Below are 23,364 nucleotides of genomic sequence, written 5' to 3' on the forward strand. Positions count from 1 at the left end.
CGGCGGTGCTGTTCGAGATTGCGTCGAGTTCGCCGGAGTTGCGGCCGGCGATTGCTGCGAATCCGTCGACGTACGACGATCTTGTGACGTGGCTCGAGGCGTTGGGTGATCCTGCTGTGGATGCGGCGTTGGATCGAAGGGCTGCTGGGCAATTCGGTCTACCTGAGCCTCAGCCTGAGCCTGAGCCTGAGCCTGAGCCTGAGCCTGAACCGGTGCCCGTGCCCGTGTCGGTGCCTGCGCCGGTGAAGCCTTCGTGGCGTGCTCTCGAGGCTGGAGATCCGCGGACCCCGGCGGCGGTGCTGTTCGAGATTGCGTCGAGTTCGCCGGAGTTGCGGCCGGCGATTGCTGCGAATCCGTCGACGTACGACGATCTTGTGACGTGGCTCGGAGCGTTGGGTGATCCTGCTGTGGATGAGGCGTTGGATCGAAGGGCTGCTGGGCAATTCGGTCTACCCGAACCCGAACCCGAACCCGAACCTGCGACCGAGACCTTCATCTCGAACGCACAGGAATCCCGCTCCGGTAGCGACCCCGTGCAACTGGCCGCACCGCCACTGGTCGTGCCGCAACCGAACCCGGGGTATGCGCCGACCGGCGTTCCACTCCGGCCTGGTGGTTTTCGGCCGGCCGGAGCCGGGATACGAGTTGCCGCGCGATTCATCGATTTTGCCATTCTCGCAGTCGTGTCGGTCGTCGGCGGCATGATCTCCACCGCGACGCTCAGAAACGGTTTCGACTTCGATGCCTACCGGACAAGTTCGGGTCTGATCGGCCTCCTGATCGGGATGGGTTCGATCGTGTACTTCGTTTGGGGAGAGTCAGCATTCGGGGTAACCCTGGGCAAACTTGCGCTCGGAATAGGCGTTCGCTCGGTAGGAGGTGCGCGCCCGACCCTGGCGCAGTCCTTCAAACGGAATGCATTCGTGATCCCCATGTACCTCGGATCGGCTGTTTCGGCGTTGGCCATGCTCGGTAGTGGTGACGAGCTCGTCGGCATGCTGAACACGATGTCGTTGGGCAGTATCGCCAGTGTCCTGGGTACTGTTGTAACAGTGGGTATTTCGATCGCGATCATCGTCTCGATCAGCTCTGCACCGGATGTACGCGGTTTTCACGATCGGATGGCTGACGCCGTCGTCGTGGTCACCAGACAGTGAGCGAGCGCGCTTCGAGGGAAACACGCATGCCTTCAGAGCGTCAGCAGTTTCTTCTGCACCTTGCCCATGGCGTTGCGGGGCAAGCTGTCCACCAGACAAACCTGGCGAGGACGCTTGTGGATCGACAGCGATTCGGCGACGAAGTCCGAAACCACGGTGCAGTCGGCTACGTCGCCGACGATGAACGCGACTATGCGCTGGCCGAGGTCGTCGTCCGGCACGCCGACGACGGCGGCTTCGCGAACACCCGGGTATGCGAGAAGGGCCTGTTCCACCTCGCCGGCACCGATGCGGTATCCACCGGATTTGATCATGTCGACCGACTCGCGACCGACGATGCGGTGGAATCCGCTCTCGTCGATCACCGCGATGTCGCCGGTGCGGAACCAGCCGTCCTCGGTCATGGATTCCGCTGTCTTCGAGGGGTTCCCGAGGTACTCGTCGAAGAGCACGGCTCCCGCGACTTCCAGTTGACCTAGCTGCTCTCCGTCGTGCGCCGACAATTCACCGTTCTCGCCGCGCAACCTCGTCCTGACTCCCGGAACGGCGTGCCCGACCCAACCCGGGCGACGTTCGCCATCGTGCGTCGTGCTGACGGTGATGAGGGTTTCACTCATTCCGTAGCGCTCGACGGGAGCCAACCCCGTCAGCGATTTCATCCGCTCGAACAACGGAACCGGAAGTGGTGCACTGCCGGATACGAGCAAGCGCGCAGATCGCAATGCTGCCGCCGCCGAGGGATCACCGCACACGCGTGACCAGACGGTCGGAACACCGAAGTACAACGAGCCACCCGCGGCCGCATACGAATCCGGGGTCGGTCTGACGGTATGAATCAGCGGCGAGCCCACGCGCAACGCGCCCAACACGCCGAGAATCAACCCGTGGACATGGAAGAGGGGCAGTCCATGGACGAGTGTGTCCTCCGGAGTCCAATCCCACACATGAGCGAGCGCGTCGAGATCCGCTGCGATCGATGCTCGCGAGAGGACGACGCCTTTCGGAGCTCCGGTGGTTCCCGAGGTGTACATGATCAGTGCAGTAGCTGCCGCGCTCGGTTCGGGATAGGACGTCGCGGATCGCGTGTGAATATCGATGGGAATCAACGGGATACTCGAATCCGTTGGCCCTTCTCCGAGTATCAGTTCGGCCTTGGAATCGGCGATGATGTGCTGACGCTCGAGCGGGCCGGAGTCCGGTGGAATCGGGACCACGGCAACACCGGCGATCAGTGCGCCGGTGACGGCGACCACCGTCTCGAGGCCGGCGGCGGCTTGTACTGCCACTCGCTGTGCACCATGGATTTGATCGGCGACTGCGGTGGCGGCGGCTAACAGGTCGGCGCGAGAGAGGGTGGAACCTTCGCCGAAACTGACCGCCGCCTCGTGGTCGTCGAATGCGCGAGGGTCGAGGGAGCGCAGAAGTGTGGATTCGCTGTTCATCGCGAGTTCCCTTTCTTTGAGCGAAGATTCAGACGGACCAGGGAACAACGAACAGCAACCAGGCGAGAATCGGTGTCACCACCATGATGGTCATGCCCCACCGCATCGTCAGCCCGAACACCACGTCGCGTTCTTCCGGAGCGGCGTTTGCCACTACCAGTGCGCCATTGGTCGAGAACGGACTGCAATCGACCAGAGACGAGGAGATTGCCAGCGCGATGACCAGACCGGTTGCGTTGACCTGACCGGTCATGAGGAAGGGAATAGCCAAAGGGATGAGTGCTCCCAGGATTCCGGTGGTGGATGCAAACGCCGATACGATCGCGCCGATCAGGCAGATCAAGAAGGCTGCGAGAAGTGGAATGCCGACGTGTGCAACCGAATCCCCGAGCCACTGGACGGTGTTCTGGTTCTGCAGAAGAGCGACGTACGTGACAATTCCGCCGATGAGGAGCACGGTGCCCCAGCTGATCTTGTCGACGGCGCCGCGGGCGGAGGCCGGGAAGATCAGGGTGAGAAGTACCGCGACGGTCAGTGCGGTGAATCCGACGTCGAGGTCGAAGACCAAGGCGCCGAGTGCAAGTGACGCCAGTCCGAGCAGGGTGAGTCGGCGCTCGAGATTGAGTGCTCCCTCGTGCGGAGCGGTCCCACCGGAGGACTTGCCGCCACCCTTCGAGCTGTCACCGGAACCCGAACCGGTGATGGTGTCGCCACCGCCAGACGCGTTGCCGACTGCGTTGACGAGCACGCGCTCGGAGGCGCCGCGCGCAATCAGTGCGCGACCGCCGAACGAGACGTACGCGATGGCAGCAACAACGGCCGCGGCCGCGAAGGTCGAGACGAACAGCAAGGCCGGGCTCGACGGGAGGCCGTTCTGACGCATGACGTCGTTGGTGATCACACCGAAGATTCCGATGGGGGAGAAGCTGCCCGCCGTTGCGCCCTGGACGACCATGAAGCCCATCAGCATGGGGTGGATTCGGTAGCGGGTGGCGAAGCCCATCGCCACGGGCGCGATGATGGCGACGGCAGCGGGACTGACCGCGCCCATGGCGGTGACGGCCGCGCACACCGCGAACATTGCCCACGGCACGAGGGCCACTCGTCCTCTGACCGCCCGGACGGCCGCGTGAATGATCCAGTCGACCGTGCCGTTGTTTCTGGCCAGCGCGAACAGGTAGGTGACGCCGACCAGGATGACGAAGAGGCTGGCAGGGAAGCCGTCGAGGATCTCGCTGGTATCGACGGTGAAGACCAGTGTTCAGACGACGAAGGCAGCCACCAGGGCAAGCGCACCCATGTTCACCGACCTCACGGTGGATATGACGAACACCAGGACAAGTACTGACAGGGCTATGACATTTGCCATCGAACTCTCAATCCGTTCGCGACCAGCTTGTGGTCTGCATCACTTGGAATTGGCCTAGCCTCTCTGCCACTGCTCCATTTGTCAAGTACACTCCGAGGCATGAATTCGACGTCATCGCCCGGCTCGCGCTCGGGCCTGCCCGGACGATTGAAGCGTCCGCGCCTGTACGAGCAGTTGGCCGAGCACATTTCGAATTTCATCGAGGCTCAAGGTCTTTCGCCCGGTGATCGGCTTCCTCCCGAACGCAGCCTGGCTGCCGAACTCGGCGTGAGCCGCGCATCGCTGGCTCAAGCGCTCGTTGCCCTCGAGATCCGGGGCCGAGTCGAAATCCAGCACGGCAACGGTGCAGTGATTCGTGAAGCACCGACGCTCGACGCGGGCCGCTCGGCGGACTCGGGCGTGCGGCTTCAGGATCGGACCGTCGACGAACTGACTGCGGCGCGGGAAGCGATCATGGCCGGGCTGGCTCGGGCGGCGGCGTCGAATCCCAACGCTGCACTGCGGGTCGCGATGCTGACCGACGACGGGACCGCGAGAAACTTCGCCGAGACGTGGCGTTGTGTCAGGCACCTTGCCGGAGGTGGCTTATTGGCTGATCTCGACGACACGATCGCCCAGCAGGCGGACGTGCCCGAGTCCTCGGCTCGGCTGTCTGCGCGACTCGATCAGCTCGCACACCGCATCATCGACGGTGACCAATCGGGCGCCGCCGACGCTGTTGCGGGAATCCTCTCCGAGACGGCCTGACGAATAACGACGGACGAGCGTCGGAAAAGCGCACGATAACCACTATGCGCATGTTCGCTCACAGGAAACTGTGCTGCGACTTAGCCCGGGAACCTGATCGGCAATGCGCACGTTGGACACAGTGACGACCGTTCCAACCAAGCGGCACGGCTGCTGGCGGGCATCGATGGGGCCGATCGCGGTAACCTGCAGGTGTCCGGTTGGCAGCCGGAAGGCGACCTGGCAGACCCGCACTCTCGAAAGGACCGGCCACATCGGCCGACCTGTATGAACCGTAAGACTGTGTTCCGTAACGTGCTACTCGTAGCCGTCGTGCTGTTGGTGATCTATGCCTTCAGCTACTTCAGCAACGACACCCGCGACTTCAAGACCGTCGACACGTCGGTCGCGATCTCCCAACTCGACGCCAAGAACGTTGATTCGGCGCAGATCGACGACCGTGAGCAGCAGGTTCGTCTGTGGCTCAAGAACGGCAACGACGCCACCGACGGTAAGACGCAGATCCTGGCGAAGTACCCCGCGAGTGCGTCGGAGCAGATCTTCGACAAGGTCGAAGGCGCCGGAGCGGACAAGTTCAACACGACGGTCACTCAGGAGAGTTGGCTGACGTCGATCCTTCTGTTCGTGCTGCCGATGATCATTCTGTTCGGCATCTTCTTCTTCGTCATGAACCGGATGCAGGGCGGCGGTGGTCGCGGCGGAGTCATGGGATTCGGTAAGTCGAAGGCCAAGCAGCTCACCAAGGACATGCCGAAAACCACGTTCGCCGACGTCGCCGGTGCGGACGAGGCTGTCGAAGAGTTGTACGAGATCAAGGACTTCCTGCAGAACCCGGCTCGCTACCAGGCGCTCGGCGCCAAGATTCCGCGCGGTGTGCTGCTGTACGGCCCTCCCGGAACCGGTAAGACGCTGCTCGCTCGCGCTGTCGCAGGCGAAGCCGGCGTCCCGTTCTTCACCATCTCCGGTTCGGACTTCGTCGAGATGTTCGTCGGTGTCGGTGCTTCGCGTGTTCGCGACATGTTCGAGCAGGCCAAGCAGAACAGCCCCTGCATCATCTTCGTCGACGAGATCGACGCAGTCGGTCGTCAGCGCGGCGCAGGCCTGGGCGGCGGACACGACGAGCGCGAGCAGACGCTCAACCAGTTGCTCGTCGAGATGGACGGCTTCGGTGATCGCACCGGCATCATCTTGATCGCCGCAACCAACCGCCCCGACATCCTGGACCCAGCACTCCTGCGTCCGGGACGCTTCGATCGCCAGATTCCGGTCGGCGCCCCCGACCTCGCCGGCCGCCGCGCGATCCTGCGCGTGCACTCGCAGGGCAAGCCGATCGATCCCAACGCCGATCTCGAAGGTCTCGCCAAGCGGACCGTCGGAATGTCGGGTGCCGATCTCGCCAACGTCATCAACGAGGCTGCGCTGCTCACCGCACGCGAAAACGGGACCGTCATCACCGAAGCCTCGCTCGAGGAATCGGTGGACCGTGTTGTCGGTGGACCGCGGCGTAAGAGTCGCATCATCAGCGAGCACGAGAAGAAGATCACGGCGTACCACGAGGGCGGCCACACGCTCGCTGCCTGGGCAATGCCTGACATCGAGCCGGTCTACAAGGTCACGATCCTCGCTCGCGGTCGCACCGGCGGTCACGCGATGACCGTGCCCGAGGACGACAAGGGTTTGATGACGCGTTCCGAGATGATCGCTCGTCTCGTCATGGCAATGGGCGGACGCGCCGCCGAAGAGCTGGTGTTCCACGAGCCCACCACCGGAGCGTCGTCGGACATCGACATGGCGACGAAGATCGCCCGCGCGATGGTCACCGAATACGGCATGAGTGCCAAGCTTGGCGCAGTTCGCTACGGACAGGAGGGCGGGGATCCGTTCCTCGGCCGTTCGATGGGCGTGCAGTCCGACTACTCACATGAGATCGCTCGTGAAATCGACGAAGAGGTGCGCAACCTCATCGAGGCAGCGCACACCGAAGCGTGGGCAATCCTCAACGAGTACCGCGATGCGCTCGACCTCATCGCTACCGAACTGCTCGAACGTGAGACGTTGACTCGCAAGGACCTCGAGAAGATCCTTGCCGGCGTCGAAAAGCGTCCGCGCATCACGGCTTTCAACGATTTCGGTGGGCGCACGCCTTCGGATCGTCCGCCGGTGAAGACCCCGCGTGAACTCGCGATCGAGCGCGGCGAAACCTGGCCGGAGCCCGCTGCCGCACCAGTTCTCGTCAAGGCCGGCGCAGCCAACAACAGTGTCCCCAACGGCGGTGTCCCCAACAACGGCAACCAGGGACCCTCGAACGGGTATGCACAGCCTTCGTACCCGCAGCCGGGTGCTCCGCAGCAGACTCCGCAACCGGGAACACCCGACTACGGAGCGCCCGCCGGATGGTCGGCACCGGGTTGGCCTCCGCGTGAGAACCAGTCGCCGACGTACCCCGGACAGCAGTCGGGTGGATACACCGGTGGACAGAATCCGAACCCGCCGAACCAGCAGCAGGGCCAGTACGGTCAGCCCCAACACGGTCAATCCCAGCCCGATCAGGGGCAGTACGGTCAGCCGCATCCGGGACAGCAGGCGTACCCGGAGCAGCCGCACCCCGGCCGCCGCTACCCCGCGCAACCCGACTACCCGGTGCAGTACCCGGACGGTGGACCCTTCGCCGATCCGAACCGGGGAAACCCGACCGGCGAAAACCAGTGGCAGAGCCCCGCACCGGAACAGCCGCAAACTCCTCCGCCGCATCATTCGGCTGAGGACGAGGGACCGAGCACCGTTCGCTGGGACGGACCGGACGGATCTCGCTGACCTTGCGCCACTAGGCTCTGCGGCGGGGGACCTGTGAACAATTCTCGAGGAGAGTTCGGTTGTCGGTGAATGATGTGGCCAGTGAACTGGTGTCGCTCGGAACGGGCCGCCCGTTCGATCAGGCGCGGGCAGAGGCTGCCGTACGGGAATTGTTGATCGCGGTCGGTGAAGATCCCGAGCGCCCAGGCCTGCTCGATACGCCGGCCCGGGTGGCGCGCTCGTACAAGGAGATCTTCGCGGGTCTGTACTCCGAGCCCGACGACGCGTTGAACACGACCTTCGACGAGGGTCACCAGGAATTGGTGCTCGTGCGAGACATTCCGATGTTCTCGACGTGCGAGCACCACCTGGTGTCTTTCCACGGTGTTGCCCACGTGGGTTACATCCCGGGAAAGTCCGGCAAGGTCACCGGTTTGTCGAAGCTGGCGCGCGTCGTCGATCTGTACGCCAAGCGTCCGCAGGTTCAAGAACGCCTGACCAGTCAGATCGCGGATGCTTTGATGCGCAAGCTCGATCCGCGTGGAGCCATCGTCGTCATCGAAGCCGAGCATCTCTGCATGGCGATGCGCGGTATCCGCAAGCCCGGAGCCAGCACGACCACGTCTGCGGTTCGTGGGCTCCTGCAATCCAGCGCGGCCTCACGGTCCGAAGCGCTGGACCTCATCCTTCGTAAGTGAGCGAGATGTCCGCGGCTTCCGTTGCAGACAGCGATCCGGCCCGGATGGTCGTGATGGGGATTTTGAACGTCACCGCCGATTCGTTTTCCGACGGTGGCCAATTCCTCGATCGTGACGCGGCGATCTCTCGTGGGCTAGAGCTGCAACGCATTGGCGTCGACATCGTCGACATCGGCGGTGAGTCGACGCGTCCCGGTGCCACCCGAGTGGACCCGAAACTCGAGGCCGATCGTATTGCCCCGGTGATCGAAGAACTGGTTGCTGCGGGAATCCGCGTCAGCGTCGACACGATGCGTGCTTCTGTCGCCGCAGCCGCGATCGAAGCGGGTGCGGGGATCGTCAACGACGTCTCGGGCGGTCGCGCGGACCCCGACATGGCGTCCGTGGTTGCCGACGCCGGAGTGCCCTGGATCCTCATGCATTGGCGCTCGGCCCGCGACTACGTCCATCGTGGCAGTGCCGATCGCTACGACGACGTGGTCCGAGACGTCCGTGACGAACTGCTGTCGCAGGTCGACCTGGCGTTGAAGGCGGGCGTTGATTCGTCGTCGATCATCCTTGACCCCGGCCTCGGGTTCGCGAAGAACGCCGACCACAACTGGGCTCTGTTGCGGGCCTTGCCCGAGTTCAACGCACTCGGATTCCCGGTCCTGGTCGGCGCTTCCCGTAAGCGGTTCCTCGGGTCTCTGCTCAGCGATCCCGAAGGCAATCCGCGTCCACCTGGTGGCCGCGAGACTGCGACGGCCGTGGTCTCCGCCCTTGCAGCGCGCGAAGGCGCCTGGGGCGTTCGGGTGCACGACGCACAAGCCTCGCTCGACGCCATTGCCGTGGTCGACGCCTGGAACCGTGGACGAGAAAGGGCCTGACATGGGGGACCGAATCGAACTGCGCGGGCTGAAGGTTCGCGGTAATCACGGAGTGTTCGACCACGAGAAGCGTGACGGTCAGGACTTCTTCATCGACATCACGGTGTGGATGGACCTGGCGCCCGCCGCGGCGTCGGACGATCTGACCCAGACCCTGCACTACGGCGAGTTGGCGGAAGCCGCCGCAGCCATCGTCGCCGGCCCTTCGCGCGATCTCATCGAGACCGTCGCTGCCGAGATCGCTGACGGCGTCATGAAGGATTTGCGAGTCGAGAGCGTCGAGGTCGTGGTCCACAAGCCGTCGGCGCCGATTTCGCTGGTCTTCGCGGACGTCGCCGTCGTCGCACATCGGACCAGGTCGGCATGACGCGCGCTGTTCTGTCGATCGGTTCCAACATCGGCGACAGCGTGGCTCACCTGCAGTCCGTTGTCGACGGGTTGGGCAGCGCCGTCGTTGCTGTCTCACCGGTCTACTCGACGGCGCCGTGGGGTGGCGTCGAGCAGCAGGATTTCTACAATGCGGTGGTGGTGGTCGACGACCCCGAGGCTGACAGTGCTGAATGGCTTCGCCGTTCGCAAGCTCTCGAAGAAGCCGCAGATCGGGTGCGCGAACAGCGTTGGGGACCCCGAAGCCTGGACGTGGACGTGGTCGACTGCGAAGGCGTCGTCAGTTCCGATCCCGAACTCACACTTCCGCACCCCCGGGCTCATCTTCGTGCCTTCGTGCTCGTTCCCTGGCTGGACGTCGAGCCTGATGCGACGCTGATCGTCGACGGCCAGAAGTTGTCGGTGGCAGAAATTCTCGGCGGCCTCGATCGCAGCGAACGCGAAGGTGTGCGCACTACCGATGTGGTGCTTGCGCGGTGACCGAACAAGACAAGGGTTTGAAGCCGACCCGGATCAGTGAACTCGCGGTTCTGGCCGCGGTTGCGGCCGTGGCCACCTGGATTCTGATTCGCGTGTTCTACGGTTCGATGCCGCCCATCCCTGTTTATGCGGGAGCGTCGCTGTACTTCGTGGCCGTTGCCGAAGCCGTCTTCGCTTTTGTCATTCGTGCGCGCGTCAAGAATCGTCAGGTCGGCGACGGGCTCAGACAACTCCATCCGATCACTGCCGCCCGCGCGCTGGCATTGGCAAAAGCATCCGCTTTGGTCGGTTCAGCTACCGTGGGTGTCTGGGTTGGAGTGCTGGTGTATCTCATCCCACAGCGCTCGGTTCTGCAGGCCGCGGCCTCCGACACGCCGGGCGCGTGGGTGGGGTTGGGCGCCGCAATTGCGCTGGTAGCGGCAGCTCTGTGGCTCGAACATTGTTGCAAGACGCCGGAAGATACACCTGACGAGCCGGCGCACTGACAGCCTGGTCGGCAAATCACCCACCGAGGTACGTGGCGACCCCGGTCTCGGCAAGTACCCTGGCAACCATGACAAATTCTGGTCGATCGAAGTCTGCGCGCCGAAGCAAGCGCAGCGCGAGCCAGATGATCATTGCTGCTCTTCTGGCACTTGCTGTCATTGCTTCGCTGTTTCTGATTTTCAGCAACAGCGTTCAGCTTCTTCGGGTGGGTCTGGTCGTCGCTCTGTGGGCAGCCACCCTCGGCGCTATCGCCATGACCAAGTATCGGCGTGAGTCGGCACTGGACAAAGCCAAGGTTGCCGATCTACAGACCGTGTACGAACTGCAGCTCGAGCGTGAAATTTCCGCTCGACGCGAGTACGAATTGAGCGTCGAAGGTCGCGTGCGACGTGAGGTGACCGCGGACGCGGAGGAACTGGCCGGGCTGCGCGCCGAATTGGTGGCGCTGCGCCGAAACCTCGAAGCACTGTTCGAAGGTGGGCTGCTGCCCGAACAGACCGCGCTCAAGACCGATTCGACGCGAGTGCCGGAACTTGGCGGTAGTTCGTACGGCGCGTACCAGCCGGCACCGTCGGGGTTGTACGTTCCCGGCGCCGGCCAGAGCGGGCCCAGTCAACCGGCACCGAATGTCGGCGGATTGGCTTCGCCCAACGACGATCCGGTGACTGCTGAGACAACCGTCGTGTTCGCGGAGACGTCGTGGCGCGACAGCAGCTTCGTTGCGCCGCGCGTCATACCGACGCAGAAGCCGCAGGAGACGCCGAAGCCGCAGGAGACGCAGAAGCCCCAGGATCAGACCCGGAACCAGGCCCCGAAGAATTCTCCGGTGAGTTCTGTGAGTTCTGTGAGTTCCTCGCCGACACGAACGGCGAAAGATGTTCCGGTGGAGAAGGATCCGGAGCCGGTCGAGCCAGAAATCAAGGCTCCCGCCCAGGCCCCGAACATCGAAGACGCCGTCATCGAAGACGCCGTCGTCGAAGAGGTGCCCGAGGTTGTTCCCGAGGTTGTCGCGGAAACAGAACCTGAGCCCGACGCCGAGCCGCGCCGTCGTCGTCGCGCTGCCCCGGAAGATGCCGCGAGTGGTGCTCATTCCAACGGATTGACCGTCGCCGAAATAATGGCAAATCTGAGTTCGGCCAACCCGTCCGAAGGCTCCGGTCGACGCCGTCGCCGAGAGGACTGAGTCGCAGATCACTCGCCCGGCCATGGCATGACGGTTCGGGCGAAGGATATCCTCGGACGCAGAACGTCTGGTACCCGCCGAGCGGGACTGGAACGAACGAGAGGAATCCGGTGACTTCCTTCGGGATCACTAATGGACCTGCACCTGCGCGATTGACGGTAGGAATTGTCTCCGCAGGCCGGGTCGGAACAGCTGTCGGTGCCGCGTTGGAGCGAGCCGGTCATGTTGTCAGCGCTTGCTCCGCAGTCTCCAGTGCCTCGGTCGCCCGCGCTGTGAAGCGGCTTCCCGATACCGAAATTCTTCCGGCCGCCGACGTCGCAGCTCGCTCCGAACTGCTGATTCTCGCTGTTCCGGACGACCAGCTTGCTGATCTTGTCCGAGGGCTCGCGGCCACGAAAGCCGTCAAGCCGGGCAGGCTCGTCGCCCACACGTCGGGCGCCAACGGCATTGCGATCCTCGCTCCGCTGACCGAACTGGGCGCACTGCCCTTGGCTATCCATCCGGCGATGACGTTCACCGGTCACGACGAAGACACTGCGCGGCTGTCGTCGGCGTGCTTCGGAATCACGGCCGGCGACGACATCGGATACGCGATCGCGCAGTCTCTCGTCCTCGAGATCGGCGGCGAGCCGGTCCGAGTGCGCGAGGAGAACCGCGCGCTCTACCACGCTGCCCTGGCTCACGGCAGTAATCACCTGGTCACCCTCGTTGTCGACGCTGTCGAGGCGCTGCGAGCGTCGTTGCAAGGTGACGAGTTGCTCGGTCAGCAGTTGATAGACGGCGATCCGGGTGGAGTGGCCGAGCGTGTCCTGCAACCGCTGTTGTCGGCCGCCCTGGACAACGCACTACGACGCGGTCCCTCGGCGTTGACCGGCCCGGTGGCACGCGGCGATGCCGCTGCCGTCGACAAACATTTGCGCGTACTGACAGAACTGGATCCGGAGCTCGCTGCCGGCTATCGAGCGATGTCCTTGCGATCGGCCCAGCGGGTGGGCGCCCCCACCGAATTGTTCGACATCTTGACTGAAACGGGAGGTGACCGTCGTGAGTGATTTGCAGGGCGGATACAAGCGCGGCGAACTGACGGTGCACCACGATCCGGACAAGCTTCGGCGCGTCTCGCGGGCACTGCGTGGAGTCGGGCGCCAGGTGGCGCTCGTTCCGACGATGGGTGCGCTGCACGCGGGCCACATCGAACTGGTTCGTCAGGCCAAGGTCACCGGCGCCGTCGTGATCGTTTCCATCTTCGTGAACCCGCTGCAGTTCGGTGCCGGCGAAGACCTGGACGCATACCCGCGCACTCTCGATGCCGATCTCGACCTGCTTCGCGCCGAGGGCGTCGAATTGGTGTTCGCGCCCAGCGCCAAGACGATGTACCCGCGTGGTCAGCGCACCACCATCGTGCCCGGACCGTTGGGTGGCGAACTCGAAGGCGGCGCACGCCCCACTCACTTCGCGGGAATGCTGACGGTCGTGGCGAAGCTGCTGCAGATCGCGGCACCCAATCACGCGTACTTCGGCGAGAAGGACTATCAGCAGCTGACGCTCATCCGTCAGATGGTGTGGGATCTCAACTTCGACGTACAGATCATCGGAGTTCCGACGGTCCGCGAGTTCGACGGCCTCGCGTTGTCCTCTCGCAATCGCTACCTCGACGAGAGCCAGCGCGCCGCAGCTGTCGCGCTGTCCGCAGCTCTGATCGCCGGCGCACACGCGGCGGCCGGGGGAGCGGAGGCAATTCTGGAAACCGCACGCGCTGTCCTGGCAGCTGTTCCGGAAATCGAGGTCGACTACCTCGAGGTTCGGGGCGTCGATCTGGGCCCCGCTCCCGAGCGGGGTGACGGCCGACTGTTGGTGGCCGCCAAGCTCGGAACCACCCGTCTGATCGACAATGTCGGCGTTGCCGTGGGAACCGGCTTCCTCGAGCGTGACACCGATCCGTCCGCCGACGCCATCGACGACCTGCTGTCTCACTGAGCACTTTTCACGAGTAAGGACCTGGATATGTTTCGCACAATGATGAAGTCGAAGATCCACCGCGCCACCGTGACTCACGCCGACCTGCACTACGTCGGCTCCGTCACCGTCGACCAGGATCTGATGGACGCCGCCGACCTCCTCGAAGGCGAACAGGTGTGCATCGTCGACATCGACAACGGCGCGCGCCTCGAGACGTACGTCATCGCCGGTGAGCGCGGAACTGGTGTCATCGGAATCAACGGTGCAGCAGCGCATCTGGTCAAGCCGGGCGACCTGGTCATTCTGATCGCCTACGGCGTGATGAACGAGCAGGAAGTCAAGGAGTACTCCCCGCGCGTCGTGTTCGTCGATGCCGACAACAAGCAGATCGAACTCGGTTCCGACCCGGCTCACGCGCCGGAGGGTTCGGGTCTGATCACCCCGCGCATGCTGTCGACACTCGAGGCTTCGCGCGAATCCAGTCTGGTGTAATCCATGCTGCTCACGGTCGACGTGCGGAACACCAACATCGTTCTCGGTCTGTTTTCCGGAACTGGTGAGCATTCGAAGCTGTTGCAGGACTGGCGAATGCGAACCGACCCTCGGATGACTGCCGACGAGTTGGCGTTGACCTTCCGTGGGCTGTTGGGTACTCATGTCGATCAGATCGCCGGTGTCGCCGCGCTGTCGACGGTGCCATCCGTCTTGCGTGAGATCCGCGTCATGCTCGAGCGGTACTGGGGTCATGTTCCCCATGTCGTGGTCGAGCCGGGCGTGCGTACCGGTGTGCCGCTGCTGGTGGACAACCCCAAAGAAGTCGGAGCCGACCGGATCGTCAACAGCCTTGCCGCGCACCATCTTTACGAGGGACCGTGCATCGTCGTGGACTTCGGCACGTCGACCTGCGTCGACGTCGTTTCCGCCAAGGGTGAGTTCCTGGGTGGCTGCATCGCGCCTGGGCTCGAGATCTCGACCGACGCCTTGGCGTCGCAGTCTGCTGCGTTGCGCAAGGTCGAATTGGTGCGTCCGCGTTCGGTGGTCGGGAAGAACACCGTCGAATGCATGCAGTCCGGCGCGGTATTCGGCTTTGCGGGCCTCGTGGACGGACTGGTCAACCGCGTACGCGACGAACTGCCCGAATTCGGTGGTGACGACGTCTCCGTGATCGCGACCGGGGACAGTGCACCGCTGATCATCCCCGAATCCGACACCATCGATCACTTCGAACGTGACCTCACCCTCGAAGGGCTGAGGTTGGTCTTCGAGCGCAATCAGGCGCGTCGCGGATCCGGTCGACGACCGGTCGCCTGATCGATGGTTTTGTTCCAGCAGTTTCGCGATCGCGAAAGTTGTGCCACAATGGTGCTCGTGAATCGCTGCATGGGTGCTCAGGAGTGTTGTCGAGGCTGACCGCTGCCTTGACCAATTCACACTCCTTGGAGCTAGCTCGTGCTATCCACATATTCTGCAGATCTCTCTGTTTTGGCCCCGACTCTTACTGCTGATCGCACTGTTTCCGCAGGTCGTGGCATCAATCGTGGGCCCTCCGGACGTCGCCCGAGCGGTGCCTCGTTGCCCACCCGCCTTCGCCCGGCCGATTTGCTGCGACTGACCGACGAGGGAGCAAACGGCGTGCTCGACGGCCGTTTCGATCACCTCATCCCCGACGCCTTCCCGACGCTCGACCGTTGGTCCACCCGCCTGCACGCGGACGACGACGTCGATGTGTGGCTCATCAGCTGGGTACCCGAACGCAATACCGAATTGCACGACCACGCAGGCTCGTTCGGCGCATTGACCGTTCTCAGTGGTTCTCTCACCGAATTCCGTTGGGCCGGTGACACCCTGGTGGAACGCCAGCTCGACGCCGGCGATCAGGCTTCGTTCCCGCTCGGATGGGTTCACGATGTCGTACGTTCGACGGATGCTCCCGGTGTTCCGGTCGAAATCAGCTCTGATGCACCGACTCTGAGTGTTCACGCCTACTCGCCGCCGCTGACGGCAATGTCCTTCTACGAAGTGACGGATCACCGGACTCTTCGTCGCACCCGTACCGAGCTGACCGACCTGCCCGAGGGGGGCACCAAATGACCATCGACCAAATGCTCGACGACGCTCGCGCACAGATCGATCGTATGTACGTCTTCCAGCTCACCGAAGCCTTCCACCGCGGCGCGATCTTCGTCGACATTCGCCCGCAGGCGCAGCGCGCCATCGAGGGAACTCTTCCCGGCGCACTCGCGATCGAGCGGAACGTGCTCGAATGGCGCCTCGACCCCACCAGTAGCGCGCACCTTGCGCTGGCCACCGACCACGACGTCGAGTGGGTGATCGTGTGCTCGGAGGGTTACACCTCGAGCCTCGCCGCAGCGTCGTTGCAGCAGCTCGGCCTGCACAAGGCCACCGATCTGGTGGGCGGGTACCAGGCGATCAAGGCCGCCGGACTGCTCGGTGCGCTCAGCGGAGTTCGTCATTGCTCCCGCGAGTTGGCGGCTGTTTCCGCTCATTGAGGCATTTGCTGTGCGCCTTTATTAACCGCGGGCGGTTAATAAAGGCGCACAGCGGGTTTGGCGGTACATCTTCGGGCTCAATCCGTGATGGCGGGTGAACGCGGTCGTGAGCGCAAAGGGGCTCGAGTAGCCGACTTCTCGCGCGATCGACGACACTGTTCGCCCGGGATCTGCCAGCAGGTCCGCGGCCACGGACAGTCGCCACTCGGTCAGGTATCCAACCGGCCCGATTCCCATGAGATTGGTGAACCGGCGAGCAAAGGCTGCTCGCGAACTGCCGGCTTCCTGAGCCAGGCTCGCGACTGTCCAGGAGTATTCCGGCCGATTGTGCATGAGCCGCAAGGCATGTCCGACGACTGGATCTTCGTAGGCCTTGATCCATCGCGGTGATCGATCCGGGTTCTCGGCGAACCACGTTCGGACCGCCGAGATCAGGACCAGGTCCAGGAGCCTGTCCAACAACACCTCCTGCCCGGGGCCGTCGGAGGCGATCTGTTGCTCCAGAAGCGTTGTCATCGGCTCGGTTTCGATACTGCGTCGCACGACCGCGACGGGTGTCAGGCTGTCGAGGATCTGGCGGCTGACGTAGGAGTCCAAACGGTATGTGCCCGTGAGCATGACGGTCTCGCCGCTCGTCGAGTTGCCCCAAGTGCGAACCCCGAGCACTGACATGTCCTCGAGTGGTGTGCCGTCGACCGCGGCGCAGTTCTGCGCCTCGTCGATGAGTACGTGGACCGGGGTGCCGGGTTGATCGGCGACTGTATAAGGATCAGGACCCCGCAACAGTGCCACGTCGCCGGCCCCGAGATTCTCGGTCTGTCCTGTGTCGGAGAGGACGACTGCGGTGCCGCGAACCAGAATCAGCACGGTGACGGGTGCGCGGTCCTCGATACGTAACGACCACGGCGGATCGAGTAACGAGCGCAATAGAAATGCACCTTCCGCCCGCGACCCGGCCAGCATCATCGACAATGCATCCATAATTCGAAGGTAGACGCTGGCGTATGTTTTTGCGACCTTCGGCTATGGATCGTATTGCCGTCGCGCGGTCGAATGAGTTCATGACTTCAACAAGTGAAATTCAATCGGCAGTGGTGATCGGTGGTACCGGCAAGACCGGTGCGCGCGTTGCGCAGAGGCTGACGGCGGTGGGAATCCGTACCCGAATCGCGTCGAGAACATCCGGGTCGCGTTTCGACTGGAACGATCAGACGACGTGGCGGCCCGCGGTGTCCGGCGCCGAAGTGGCATACGTGACGTATGCGCCAGATCTGGCTGTTCCGGGATCGAGCACACACATCGAGGAGTTTGCGAATCTCGCGGATCGCGAAGGGGTTCGCCGCATGGTGCTCCTGTCCGGGCGCGGTGAACCGGCGGCGCAGAAAGCCGAACACGTTCTCGCCGACAGCGGTCTGGAATGGGCTGTGGTGCGGGCCAGTTGGTTTGCCCAGAACTTCAGTGAGGGGTATCTGCTCGATCCGATCAGGGAAGGCCACCTGGCACTTCCGGTCGGTGAGGTGGGGGAGCCCTTCATCGACGTCGACGATCTCGCCGACGTGGCGGTGGCCGCATTGACTCGAACCGATCTCCTCGGCCTAGTCCTCGAGGTGACAGGTCCGGAGTTCCTCACTTTCGCGGCAGCGGTGGATGCGATCTCGACGGCGTCGGGTCGCCCCGTGACATTCGAAAGAATTGGACTCCAACAGTTTTCCGACGATATGGCGGAAGTCGGGGTCCCGAGTGACGTCGTGGAGTTGCTCACGTACCTGTTTGCCGAGGTTCTCGACGGACGGAATCAAAGTGTGACCGGCGTCGTCGAAGAGGTCCTGGGACGACCAGCACGCGATTTCTCTACTTTTGCCGCCGAGGCCGCTCGAACAGGGGTGTGGTCATGAAGAAGTCCGAGATCATTCTGGAGCTACTGGTCGGCGTGACTGCACTCGGCGCGCTCGTCGCCGGTGGTGCGTTGTTTGCCTTCTCTTCCTTTGTGATGCCCGCCCTGCGGTCGTTGAATACTCAAGCCGCGATCACGTCGATGCAGGCGATCAACATCGAAGCGCCGCGCAGTGCGTTGATGCTGCCGCTGGTCGGATCGGCGCTCACCGCTATCGCCGCTGGAATCTGGGCATCGATCTCCAGGCCGGACGGCTGGGTCCTTGCTGTTGTCGGTTGTGTCGGGGTGCTCGCGTCCTTCGCGGTGACCGCGATCTACCACGTCCCCCGCAACGACGCGTTTGCCTCGGTCAGCGCTACCGATACAGCCGCATGGGCGTCGTACGAAGCTGGTTGGACTATGTGGAATCACGTTCGGGTCGGGCTGTACTTGCTGTCGGGAATCGTGCTCGCGGTGGCCGCGGTGCTACCAGCAACAAACGCGGTGGACACGGCCCAGTAGTCTTGTACCCCGTGAGTGATGTAGAAGCCCAGCCAGTCGACGACACCCCCGAGCAGCTCCGTATCCGGCGCGAGAAGCGTGAACGGATCCTGGCGCAGGGGCAGGAGGCGTACCCGGTTTCGGTCGATCGCACCCACACGCTCGCGCAGATCCGCGCGGAGTACCCCGAACTCGAACCGGACACGGCGACTGGTGTGCTGGTCGGCGTCGTCGGCCGCGTCATCTTCATGCGCAACACCGGAAAGCTGTGCTTCGCGACTCTGCAGGAAGGCGACGGCACCCAGCTGCAGGCCATGATCAGCCTCGCCGGCGTCGGCGAAGAGGCACTGGCTGCCTGGAAGTCCGACGTCGACCTCGGCGACTTCGTCTTCATTCACGGTGAGGTCATCAGCTCCCGTCGCGGCGAGCTCAGCGTGATGGCCGACGCCTGGCAGATCGCATCCAAGTCGCTTCGCCCCCTGCCGGTTGCGCACAAGGAGATGAGCGAAGAGTCCCGTGTGCGTCAGCGTTACGCAGACCTGATCGTTCGCCCCGAGGCTCGTGACAACGCCCGCAAGCGTGTTGCTGTCGTCCGTGCGTTGCGCAATGCGCTCGAGAGTCGCGGCTTCCTCGAGGTCGAGACGCCGATGCTGCAGACGCTGCACGGCGGGGCGGCGGCTCGCCCGTTCGTCACGCACTCGAACGCCCTCGACATCGACCTGTACCTGCGTATCGCGCCGGAACTATTTCTCAAGCGTTGCGTCGTCGGCGGTATCGAGAAGGTCTTCGAGATCAATCGCAACTTCCGCAACGAGGGCGTCGACTCCACCCACTCGCCCGAGTTCGCAATGCTCGAGACGTACGAGGCCTACGGCACGTACGACGATTCCGCGAAGATGATTCGTGAACTCGTCCAGGAAGTTGCGCAGGAAGCATTCGGCACGCAGGTCCTCACTCTCGCCGACGGCTCCGAGTACGACGTCAGTGGCGAGTGGCAGGTCCTCGAGATGTACCCGTCGTTGTCCGCGGCCATCGGCGCCGAGGTCACCCCGGATACGACGGTCGACGAGCTTCTCGCTTTGGCGGAGAAGGTCGGCCTCGAGGTTCCCAAGGACAAGGGTTACGGCCACGGCAAGCTTGTCGAGGAGCTGTGGGAGCACCAGTGCGGCGATCAGCTGTACGTGCCGACGTTTGTTCGTGACTTCCCGGTCGAGACGTCGCCCCTGACCCGTGATCACCGCAGCAAGAAGGGTGTCACCGAGAAGTGGGACCTGTACATTCGCGGATTCGAGTTGGCGACCGGCTACTCCGAACTTGTCGACCCGGTCATCCAGCGTGAGCGCTTTGTCGATCAGGCGCGCCTCGCGTCGGCCGGCGACGACGAAGCGATGGTGCTGGACGAGGAGTTCCTCGCCGCGATGGAACAGGGCATGCCGCCAACAACGGGCACCGGCATGGGAATCGATCGACTGCTGATGGCTTTGACCGGCCTCGGTATTCGCGAGACGATCCTCTTCCCGATCGTCCGTCCTTCCACTCGCTAGCTTTACTTCGATCAAGGTTCGGCCGCACATGTTGCGGCCGAACCTTTTTCAGTTGGGACGCTCCCAAGGGATTCGGTACGGTTCGTAGTCTTCGTCCCCGTCAGATATCGGCGGTGCGGCGAACCAGATGAATCTGGGTGAGTTCTTCAGCTCGACCAGTTCAGCAGGGAGCGCTCGAAGTTGGGATTCGATTTGTTCCCAACGACATTCGCCTGCCGCCACCCTTGCTGCGTAGTGGCGAAGTTCGGGTGAGGCTTCGGGTCTGTCGGCAAGAAAGTTCAGCAAGTGGTCGGTGACGTCGATCCGGGAGTCCCAGTCCCCGTCCGTGACCCGGTCCAACTTGATCGCTGCATCGGCCACCGCGGCCGCTGCTTTCATGATCTTGTCGTAGCTGCTGCGCAGCTCGGGAGGTATCTCGGAGTTCATACGGCATCAGCCCACGGATCGCGACCGGTCCCCGGGTTGTAGCCGGTCTTCGGCGTATTCAACACGCCCTCCGCATCCGCGACACCGGCGATCGACAGGCCGAGTTCGGTCTTCTTCTTCGCGTCGTCGAGTGTGTCGACGACCGGTGCGAGCAACCGTTCGGACATCTCGCTCAGCTTGCCGGATGGTGAGGTGACGAGATCGAGGAACTCCTTCAAACATTCGACCAGGACTCGGATATCGTCGACAATTTCCTGAACTTTCTGTGCGGTCGAGAATGCTGCGCTGACCAGTTCTACCGTGATGATGGATGGTCCGGCATACGGAACTCGGCGAAGAACCCATTTCATCGCCGATGTCCCGTCGGTAATTTGAACCTGATCATCGAGTTTTCGTTCCAAGAATCGAAGGGCTGATTCGACACCGCGTCGGATCTGATCCGAGAGAACGTACAGAATCTCTTTGACGACTCGACCGTGTGGGCCTTCCCATTTCAACGCTTCCGACAGTTTGCGTGAGTATCCGTCGAACGACTGGGCGGCAAGGCCGTCCCAGCTCTCGCCGACTCGCTTCGTTCCGTCTTCGAGATTCAAGCCGCATTTTTCGATGCCGTCGCCGCCGGTTTTGTATGCGTCGCCGATCCGTTTGAGCTCGTTCCAATTACCGCTCAGCGGTGCGATCAGTCGTTCCAGCGGGCTCCATCCGGTCACAATCTTGAATCCGTTGTCGACGTCTCCCACCCACCCCGCAGATTCCGCGATGACCTTTCGGATGTCGTCGGTCGCAGACTGGGGTGGTGGAAAGTCGACGGCGTTTGCCGGCTTGAACTCTGCTGGACTGTCGTACGGCACGGCGGGGCCAGATATTGGATTCTCGGAATTGTAGGGCGACATGTCCACAATTGACATTTCACTGTGCGCGTTCAGCGCATCGTAGTTTCGCTTCTCTTGATCGTGGTACATCCACGCAGCACGATTGAGATGCATGCCGGTAGTAGCGCAATCGGATGCCAAGTTGGCATAGCGGCGGTAGGTGACATCGGTGTACGTCTGGAGTGGCGTTGAGAGTAGTCGCATCAACTCGCCATCAAAATCTCCGAACGGAGCGGTGTGGTGCAATACCAAGCGGCAGCCGACGCCAGCGTCCTCGCCGATCTGAGTAGCAAGTTTCGACAGCCCGGCGATTTCGCTCGAATCGGCGGTAAAGGATTCATCCATGCGCGGTCGCCTGAGTTTCGGACTTTCGTATTGTTGCGATGATTTGGTCGATCGTGCTCTGGTTGAGTGTGTCAGGTAGTCCCTGATCTGACTGGACAAGGAAGACCATGACCTCGGCTGTGGAGTAACCGGGTGTGGTGACGACATCGAATTGTGCTGAGGGCGGATCGCATTCGTTGTCCGCCGAGATATTGGTGGCGATTGCGGTGTATCGGATCGCAGGGCGTCCGGAGATGGTGAAATTCGTGGGTCCGCTGTAAGCGATGCTGGCGCGAGTGCCGTTCTTGGCGGCGAAGATTGCCTCGGCTTTGTGGACCCATTCTTGTGCTGCGGTGTCGATGTCGACGCCGTTGCGCCCTGTGGCCCCAGTCAGGGCGAGGGTGCTGCCATCAACGGCCGAGCAATAGTTTCTTCTGTACTGGCCGAGCGCACCAAATGTAACCGGACCCCATTTCGTATTCCATCCAGCGACTGAGGTTGCGGCGTTCTTCCAGTCGGCCGGGATGTCGTATGTGAGGCCGAATTTGGTGGCTATGGGTTGGGGTTGGCCGGGTTCGACCTCGATTTTGGGTGGTGGTCGATCCAGTGATGGGAATCCCGGTGGCAGTGGTGGGGGCGGCGTTGTGCTTGTGGTGTTGACGGGTGGGGCGAGTGCGGTTGCGAGTGATTCCGCTGGTGGGAGTTCGTCGGTGTGTGCGTTGCTGATGTGTCCCATGATGAAAATGAATGCGTAGAGTCCGGCGATGGCTCCGCCGATTCGCAGTAGCGCTCGGTAGAGGTCTTTTCTCGAGCCGTCTTCTGTCATGATTCCCCCCGTCTGGATGCATCCCCCGATGCGTTCCGGGGACTTTACCGTCTACCGCGCAACGACGTCGGTAGGCGGTAGCGCGTCAATCTGTTGTTCGACGGATTGTTGAAATGATTTGGTCGATCGTGTCCTGGGCGAGGGCGTTAGGCAGCCCCTGATGCGATTGGACGAGGAAGATCATGACCTCGGCTGTGGCGTAACTGGGTGTTGCGACGATGTCGAATGTTGCGGAGGGCGGGTCGCATTCGTTGTCGGCGGGGATATTTGTTGCGGTTGCTGTGTATCGGATCGCAGGGCGTCCGGAGATGGTGAATTCGGTGGGCTTGCTGTATGCGATGTGGGCGGTGTTGCCCTTTTTGTCGGTGAAGATTGCTTGGGCTTTGTGGACCCATTCTTGTGCTGCGGTGTCGATGTCGACGCCGTTCCGTCCAGTCGCTCCCGTCATCGCGAGTTTTGCGCCGTCGGAAGCCTCGCAGAAATCGTAGGCATATTCGCCGATCGCACCGAAGGCGATCAATCCCGCTGCCGTGCTCCATCCGGCAATTGCGTCCGAACCGTTACGCCAGTCTGGCGGAATGTCGTATGTGAGACCGAATTTGGTGGCTATGGGCTGGGGTTGGCCGGGTTCGACCTCGATTTCGGGTGGTGGTCGATCCAGTGATGGGAATCTCGGTGGCAGTGGTGGGGGCGGCGTAGTGATTGTGGTGTTGACGGGTGGGGCGAGTTCGGTTGCGAGTGATTCCGCTGATGGGAGTTCGTCGATGTGTGCGTTGCTGATCTGTCCCATGATGAGAAAGAATGCGTAGAGTCCGGCGATGGCTCCGCCGATTCGGAGTTGCGCTCGGTAGAGGTCTTTTCGCGAGCCGTCTTCTGTCATGATTCCCCCTCCGGATGCATCCCCCGATGCGTCGCGAAGAG

The 23,364-nt window shown here is 62.8% G+C and carries 24 protein-coding genes and 1 pseudogene; 18 read left to right on the forward strand and 7 right to left on the reverse strand.

Annotated features, from left to right (window positions below):
* Positions 1 to 1,157 (forward strand): RDD family protein (locus ACFQ6Y_RS26225; RefSeq protein ID WP_378639018.1); only part of this gene is annotated, 1,157 nt, incomplete at its 5' end.
* Positions 1,158 to 1,189: 32 nt separating this feature from the next.
* On the opposite strand, the gene ACFQ6Y_RS26230 is transcribed toward ACFQ6Y_RS26225, so the two are convergent.
* Both ACFQ6Y_RS26230 and ACFQ6Y_RS26235 read right to left on the reverse strand, forming a co-directional pair.
* On the reverse strand, positions 1,190 to 2,599 hold the full coding sequence (locus ACFQ6Y_RS26230) for an acyl-CoA synthetase (RefSeq protein ID WP_378639025.1): 1,410 nt from the start codon (positions 2,597 to 2,599) through the stop codon (positions 1,190 to 1,192).
* Between the two features lie 28 nt (positions 2,600 to 2,627).
* Positions 2,628 to 3,968: pseudogene (locus ACFQ6Y_RS26235) on the reverse strand (SLC13 family permease).
* A 99-nt stretch (positions 3,969 to 4,067) separates the two neighbouring features.
* Here ACFQ6Y_RS26235 and ACFQ6Y_RS26240 point away from each other — a divergent pair.
* The 14 genes from ACFQ6Y_RS26240 (at position 4,068) to ACFQ6Y_RS26305 (ending at position 16,077) form a co-directional block, all read left to right on the forward strand.
* Positions 4,068 to 4,715 carry a FadR/GntR family transcriptional regulator gene (locus ACFQ6Y_RS26240; RefSeq protein WP_378546228.1) on the forward strand — a complete coding sequence of 216 codons (648 nt, stop codon included), beginning with the start codon at positions 4,068 to 4,070 and terminating at the stop codon, positions 4,713 to 4,715.
* 267 nt (positions 4,716 to 4,982) lie between these two features.
* Positions 4,983 to 7,529: an ATP-dependent zinc metalloprotease FtsH gene (gene ftsH, locus ACFQ6Y_RS26245; protein WP_378639028.1), complete on the forward strand. Its 2,547-nt coding sequence runs from the start codon at positions 4,983 to 4,985 to the stop codon at positions 7,527 to 7,529.
* A 59-nt stretch (positions 7,530 to 7,588) separates the two neighbouring features.
* Positions 7,589 to 8,206, forward strand: coding sequence for a GTP cyclohydrolase I FolE (folE, locus tag ACFQ6Y_RS26250; RefSeq protein ID WP_019746783.1), 618 nt, complete (start codon positions 7,589 to 7,591; stop codon positions 8,204 to 8,206).
* Positions 8,207 to 8,211: 5 nt separating this feature from the next.
* Positions 8,212 to 9,072: a dihydropteroate synthase gene (gene folP, locus ACFQ6Y_RS26255; protein WP_378639567.1), complete on the forward strand. Its 861-nt coding sequence runs from the start codon at positions 8,212 to 8,214 to the stop codon at positions 9,070 to 9,072.
* Between the two features lies 1 nt (position 9,073).
* Positions 9,074 to 9,439, forward strand: a complete 366-nt coding sequence (gene folB / locus ACFQ6Y_RS26260; protein ID WP_378639030.1) for a dihydroneopterin aldolase — start codon at positions 9,074 to 9,076, stop codon at positions 9,437 to 9,439.
* Positions 9,436 to 9,939, forward strand: coding sequence for a 2-amino-4-hydroxy-6-hydroxymethyldihydropteridine diphosphokinase (folK, locus tag ACFQ6Y_RS26265; RefSeq protein ID WP_378639034.1), 504 nt, complete (start codon positions 9,436 to 9,438; stop codon positions 9,937 to 9,939). Before folB ends, folK begins: the two co-directional genes overlap by 4 nt.
* Positions 9,940 to 9,956: 17 nt before the next feature.
* The gene (locus ACFQ6Y_RS26270) at positions 9,957 to 10,424 is read left to right on the forward strand and encodes a DUF3180 domain-containing protein (RefSeq protein ID WP_230816814.1); all 468 of its coding nucleotides are present in this window, start codon (positions 9,957 to 9,959) and stop codon (positions 10,422 to 10,424) included.
* A 68-nt stretch (positions 10,425 to 10,492) separates the two neighbouring features.
* Positions 10,493 to 11,608: a DUF6779 domain-containing protein gene (locus tag ACFQ6Y_RS26275; protein ID WP_378639038.1), complete on the forward strand. Its 1,116-nt coding sequence runs from the start codon at positions 10,493 to 10,495 to the stop codon at positions 11,606 to 11,608.
* A 110-nt stretch (positions 11,609 to 11,718) separates the two neighbouring features.
* A complete protein-coding gene (locus ACFQ6Y_RS26280; RefSeq protein WP_378639041.1) occupies positions 11,719 to 12,660 on the forward strand; it encodes a Rossmann-like and DUF2520 domain-containing protein in 942 nt (313 codons plus the stop codon).
* Positions 12,653 to 13,585, forward strand: coding sequence for a pantoate--beta-alanine ligase (gene panC / locus ACFQ6Y_RS26285; RefSeq protein WP_378546243.1), 933 nt, complete (start codon positions 12,653 to 12,655; stop codon positions 13,583 to 13,585). Before ACFQ6Y_RS26280 ends, panC begins: the two co-directional genes overlap by 8 nt.
* A gap of 27 nt (positions 13,586 to 13,612) precedes the next feature.
* On the forward strand, positions 13,613 to 14,059 hold the full coding sequence (panD, locus tag ACFQ6Y_RS26290) for an aspartate 1-decarboxylase (protein WP_003945761.1): 447 nt from the start codon (positions 13,613 to 13,615) through the stop codon (positions 14,057 to 14,059).
* A gap of 3 nt (positions 14,060 to 14,062) precedes the next feature.
* Positions 14,063 to 14,878 (forward strand): type III pantothenate kinase, encoded by an 816-nt coding sequence (locus ACFQ6Y_RS26295; RefSeq protein ID WP_230816726.1) that lies wholly within the window; start codon positions 14,063 to 14,065, stop codon positions 14,876 to 14,878.
* A 219-nt stretch (positions 14,879 to 15,097) separates the two neighbouring features.
* Positions 15,098 to 15,658, forward strand: coding sequence for a cysteine dioxygenase (locus ACFQ6Y_RS26300; protein ID WP_378639591.1), 561 nt, complete (start codon positions 15,098 to 15,100; stop codon positions 15,656 to 15,658).
* Positions 15,655 to 16,077 (forward strand): rhodanese-like domain-containing protein, encoded by a 423-nt coding sequence (locus ACFQ6Y_RS26305; RefSeq protein WP_003945445.1) that lies wholly within the window; start codon positions 15,655 to 15,657, stop codon positions 16,075 to 16,077. The genes ACFQ6Y_RS26300 and ACFQ6Y_RS26305 overlap by 4 nt, the downstream gene beginning before the upstream one ends.
* A gap of 21 nt (positions 16,078 to 16,098) precedes the next feature.
* Here ACFQ6Y_RS26305 and ACFQ6Y_RS26310 read toward each other — a convergent pair whose 3' ends face one another.
* A complete protein-coding gene (locus ACFQ6Y_RS26310; protein WP_378639048.1) occupies positions 16,099 to 17,058 on the reverse strand; it encodes an AraC family transcriptional regulator in 960 nt (319 codons plus the stop codon).
* Positions 17,059 to 17,138: 80 nt separating this feature from the next.
* On the opposite strand from ACFQ6Y_RS26310, the gene ACFQ6Y_RS26315 reads away from it, so the two are divergent.
* The 3 genes from ACFQ6Y_RS26315 to lysS are packed head-to-tail and all read left to right on the forward strand — an operon-like array spanning position 17,139 to position 19,995.
* Positions 17,139 to 17,972: an NAD(P)H-binding protein gene (locus ACFQ6Y_RS26315; RefSeq protein WP_378639052.1), complete on the forward strand. Its 834-nt coding sequence runs from the start codon at positions 17,139 to 17,141 to the stop codon at positions 17,970 to 17,972.
* Complete coding sequence (locus ACFQ6Y_RS26320; RefSeq protein ID WP_378639056.1) at positions 17,969 to 18,472, forward strand: DUF1772 domain-containing protein; 504 nt, start codon at positions 17,969 to 17,971, stop codon at positions 18,470 to 18,472. The genes ACFQ6Y_RS26315 and ACFQ6Y_RS26320 overlap by 4 nt, the downstream gene beginning before the upstream one ends.
* Positions 18,473 to 18,483: 11 nt before the next feature.
* Entirely contained in the window at positions 18,484 to 19,995 is a 1,512-nt protein-coding gene (lysS, locus tag ACFQ6Y_RS26325; protein WP_378639060.1) for a lysine--tRNA ligase, read from the forward strand.
* 48 nt (positions 19,996 to 20,043) lie between these two features.
* Here the strand turns inward: lysS and ACFQ6Y_RS26330 are convergent, their stop codons facing one another.
* The 4 genes from ACFQ6Y_RS26330 to ACFQ6Y_RS26345 form a co-directional block, all read right to left on the reverse strand.
* Positions 20,044 to 20,421, reverse strand: a complete 378-nt coding sequence (locus ACFQ6Y_RS26330; RefSeq protein WP_378639063.1) for a hypothetical protein — start codon at positions 20,419 to 20,421, stop codon at positions 20,044 to 20,046.
* The gene (locus ACFQ6Y_RS26335) at positions 20,418 to 21,638 is read right to left on the reverse strand and encodes a hypothetical protein (RefSeq protein ID WP_378639066.1); all 1,221 of its coding nucleotides are present in this window, start codon (positions 21,636 to 21,638) and stop codon (positions 20,418 to 20,420) included. Before ACFQ6Y_RS26335 ends, ACFQ6Y_RS26330 begins: the two co-directional genes overlap by 4 nt.
* Entirely contained in the window at positions 21,631 to 22,443 is an 813-nt protein-coding gene (locus tag ACFQ6Y_RS26340; RefSeq protein ID WP_378639069.1) for a hypothetical protein, read from the reverse strand. Before ACFQ6Y_RS26340 ends, ACFQ6Y_RS26335 begins: the two co-directional genes overlap by 8 nt.
* Positions 22,444 to 22,528: 85 nt before the next feature.
* Positions 22,529 to 23,323: a hypothetical protein gene (locus ACFQ6Y_RS26345; protein ID WP_378639073.1), complete on the reverse strand. Its 795-nt coding sequence runs from the start codon at positions 23,321 to 23,323 to the stop codon at positions 22,529 to 22,531.
* Between the last annotated feature and the right edge of the window lie 41 nt (positions 23,324 to 23,364).

The sequence above is a fragment of the Rhodococcus sp. NPDC056516 genome, assembly GCF_042794655.1.
In the GTDB taxonomy this organism is placed as follows: Bacteria; Actinomycetota; Actinomycetes; order Mycobacteriales; family Mycobacteriaceae; genus Rhodococcus_F.

Coding starts and splice junctions, on each gene's coding strand:
- ACFQ6Y_RS26230 (WP_378639025.1), bottom strand. CDS start 2,599: ATGAACAGCGAATCCACACTTCTGCGCTCCCTCGACCCTCGCGCATTC.
- ACFQ6Y_RS26240 (WP_378546228.1), top strand. CDS start 4,068: ATGAATTCGACGTCATCGCCCGGCTCGCGCTCGGGCCTGCCCGGACGA.
- ftsH (WP_378639028.1), top strand. CDS start 4,983: ATGAACCGTAAGACTGTGTTCCGTAACGTGCTACTCGTAGCCGTCGTG.
- folP (WP_378639567.1), top strand. CDS start 8,212: ATGTCCGCGGCTTCCGTTGCAGACAGCGATCCGGCCCGGATGGTCGTG.
- folB (WP_378639030.1), top strand. CDS start 9,074: ATGGGGGACCGAATCGAACTGCGCGGGCTGAAGGTTCGCGGTAATCAC.
- folK (WP_378639034.1), top strand. CDS start 9,436: ATGACGCGCGCTGTTCTGTCGATCGGTTCCAACATCGGCGACAGCGTG.
- ACFQ6Y_RS26275 (WP_378639038.1), top strand. CDS start 10,493: ATGACAAATTCTGGTCGATCGAAGTCTGCGCGCCGAAGCAAGCGCAGC.
- panD (WP_003945761.1), top strand. CDS start 13,613: ATGTTTCGCACAATGATGAAGTCGAAGATCCACCGCGCCACCGTGACT.
- ACFQ6Y_RS26295 (WP_230816726.1), top strand. CDS start 14,063: ATGCTGCTCACGGTCGACGTGCGGAACACCAACATCGTTCTCGGTCTG.
- ACFQ6Y_RS26305 (WP_003945445.1), top strand. CDS start 15,655: ATGACCATCGACCAAATGCTCGACGACGCTCGCGCACAGATCGATCGT.
- ACFQ6Y_RS26310 (WP_378639048.1), bottom strand. CDS start 17,058: ATGGATGCATTGTCGATGATGCTGGCCGGGTCGCGGGCGGAAGGTGCA.
- ACFQ6Y_RS26315 (WP_378639052.1), top strand. CDS start 17,139: ATGACTTCAACAAGTGAAATTCAATCGGCAGTGGTGATCGGTGGTACC.
- ACFQ6Y_RS26320 (WP_378639056.1), top strand. CDS start 17,969: ATGAAGAAGTCCGAGATCATTCTGGAGCTACTGGTCGGCGTGACTGCA.
- ACFQ6Y_RS26330 (WP_378639063.1), bottom strand. CDS start 20,421: ATGAACTCCGAGATACCTCCCGAGCTGCGCAGCAGCTACGACAAGATC.
- ACFQ6Y_RS26335 (WP_378639066.1), bottom strand. CDS start 21,638: ATGGATGAATCCTTTACCGCCGATTCGAGCGAAATCGCCGGGCTGTCG.
- ACFQ6Y_RS26340 (WP_378639069.1), bottom strand. CDS start 22,443: ATGACAGAAGACGGCTCGAGAAAAGACCTCTACCGAGCGCTACTGCGA.
- ACFQ6Y_RS26345 (WP_378639073.1), bottom strand. CDS start 23,323: ATGACAGAAGACGGCTCGCGAAAAGACCTCTACCGAGCGCAACTCCGA.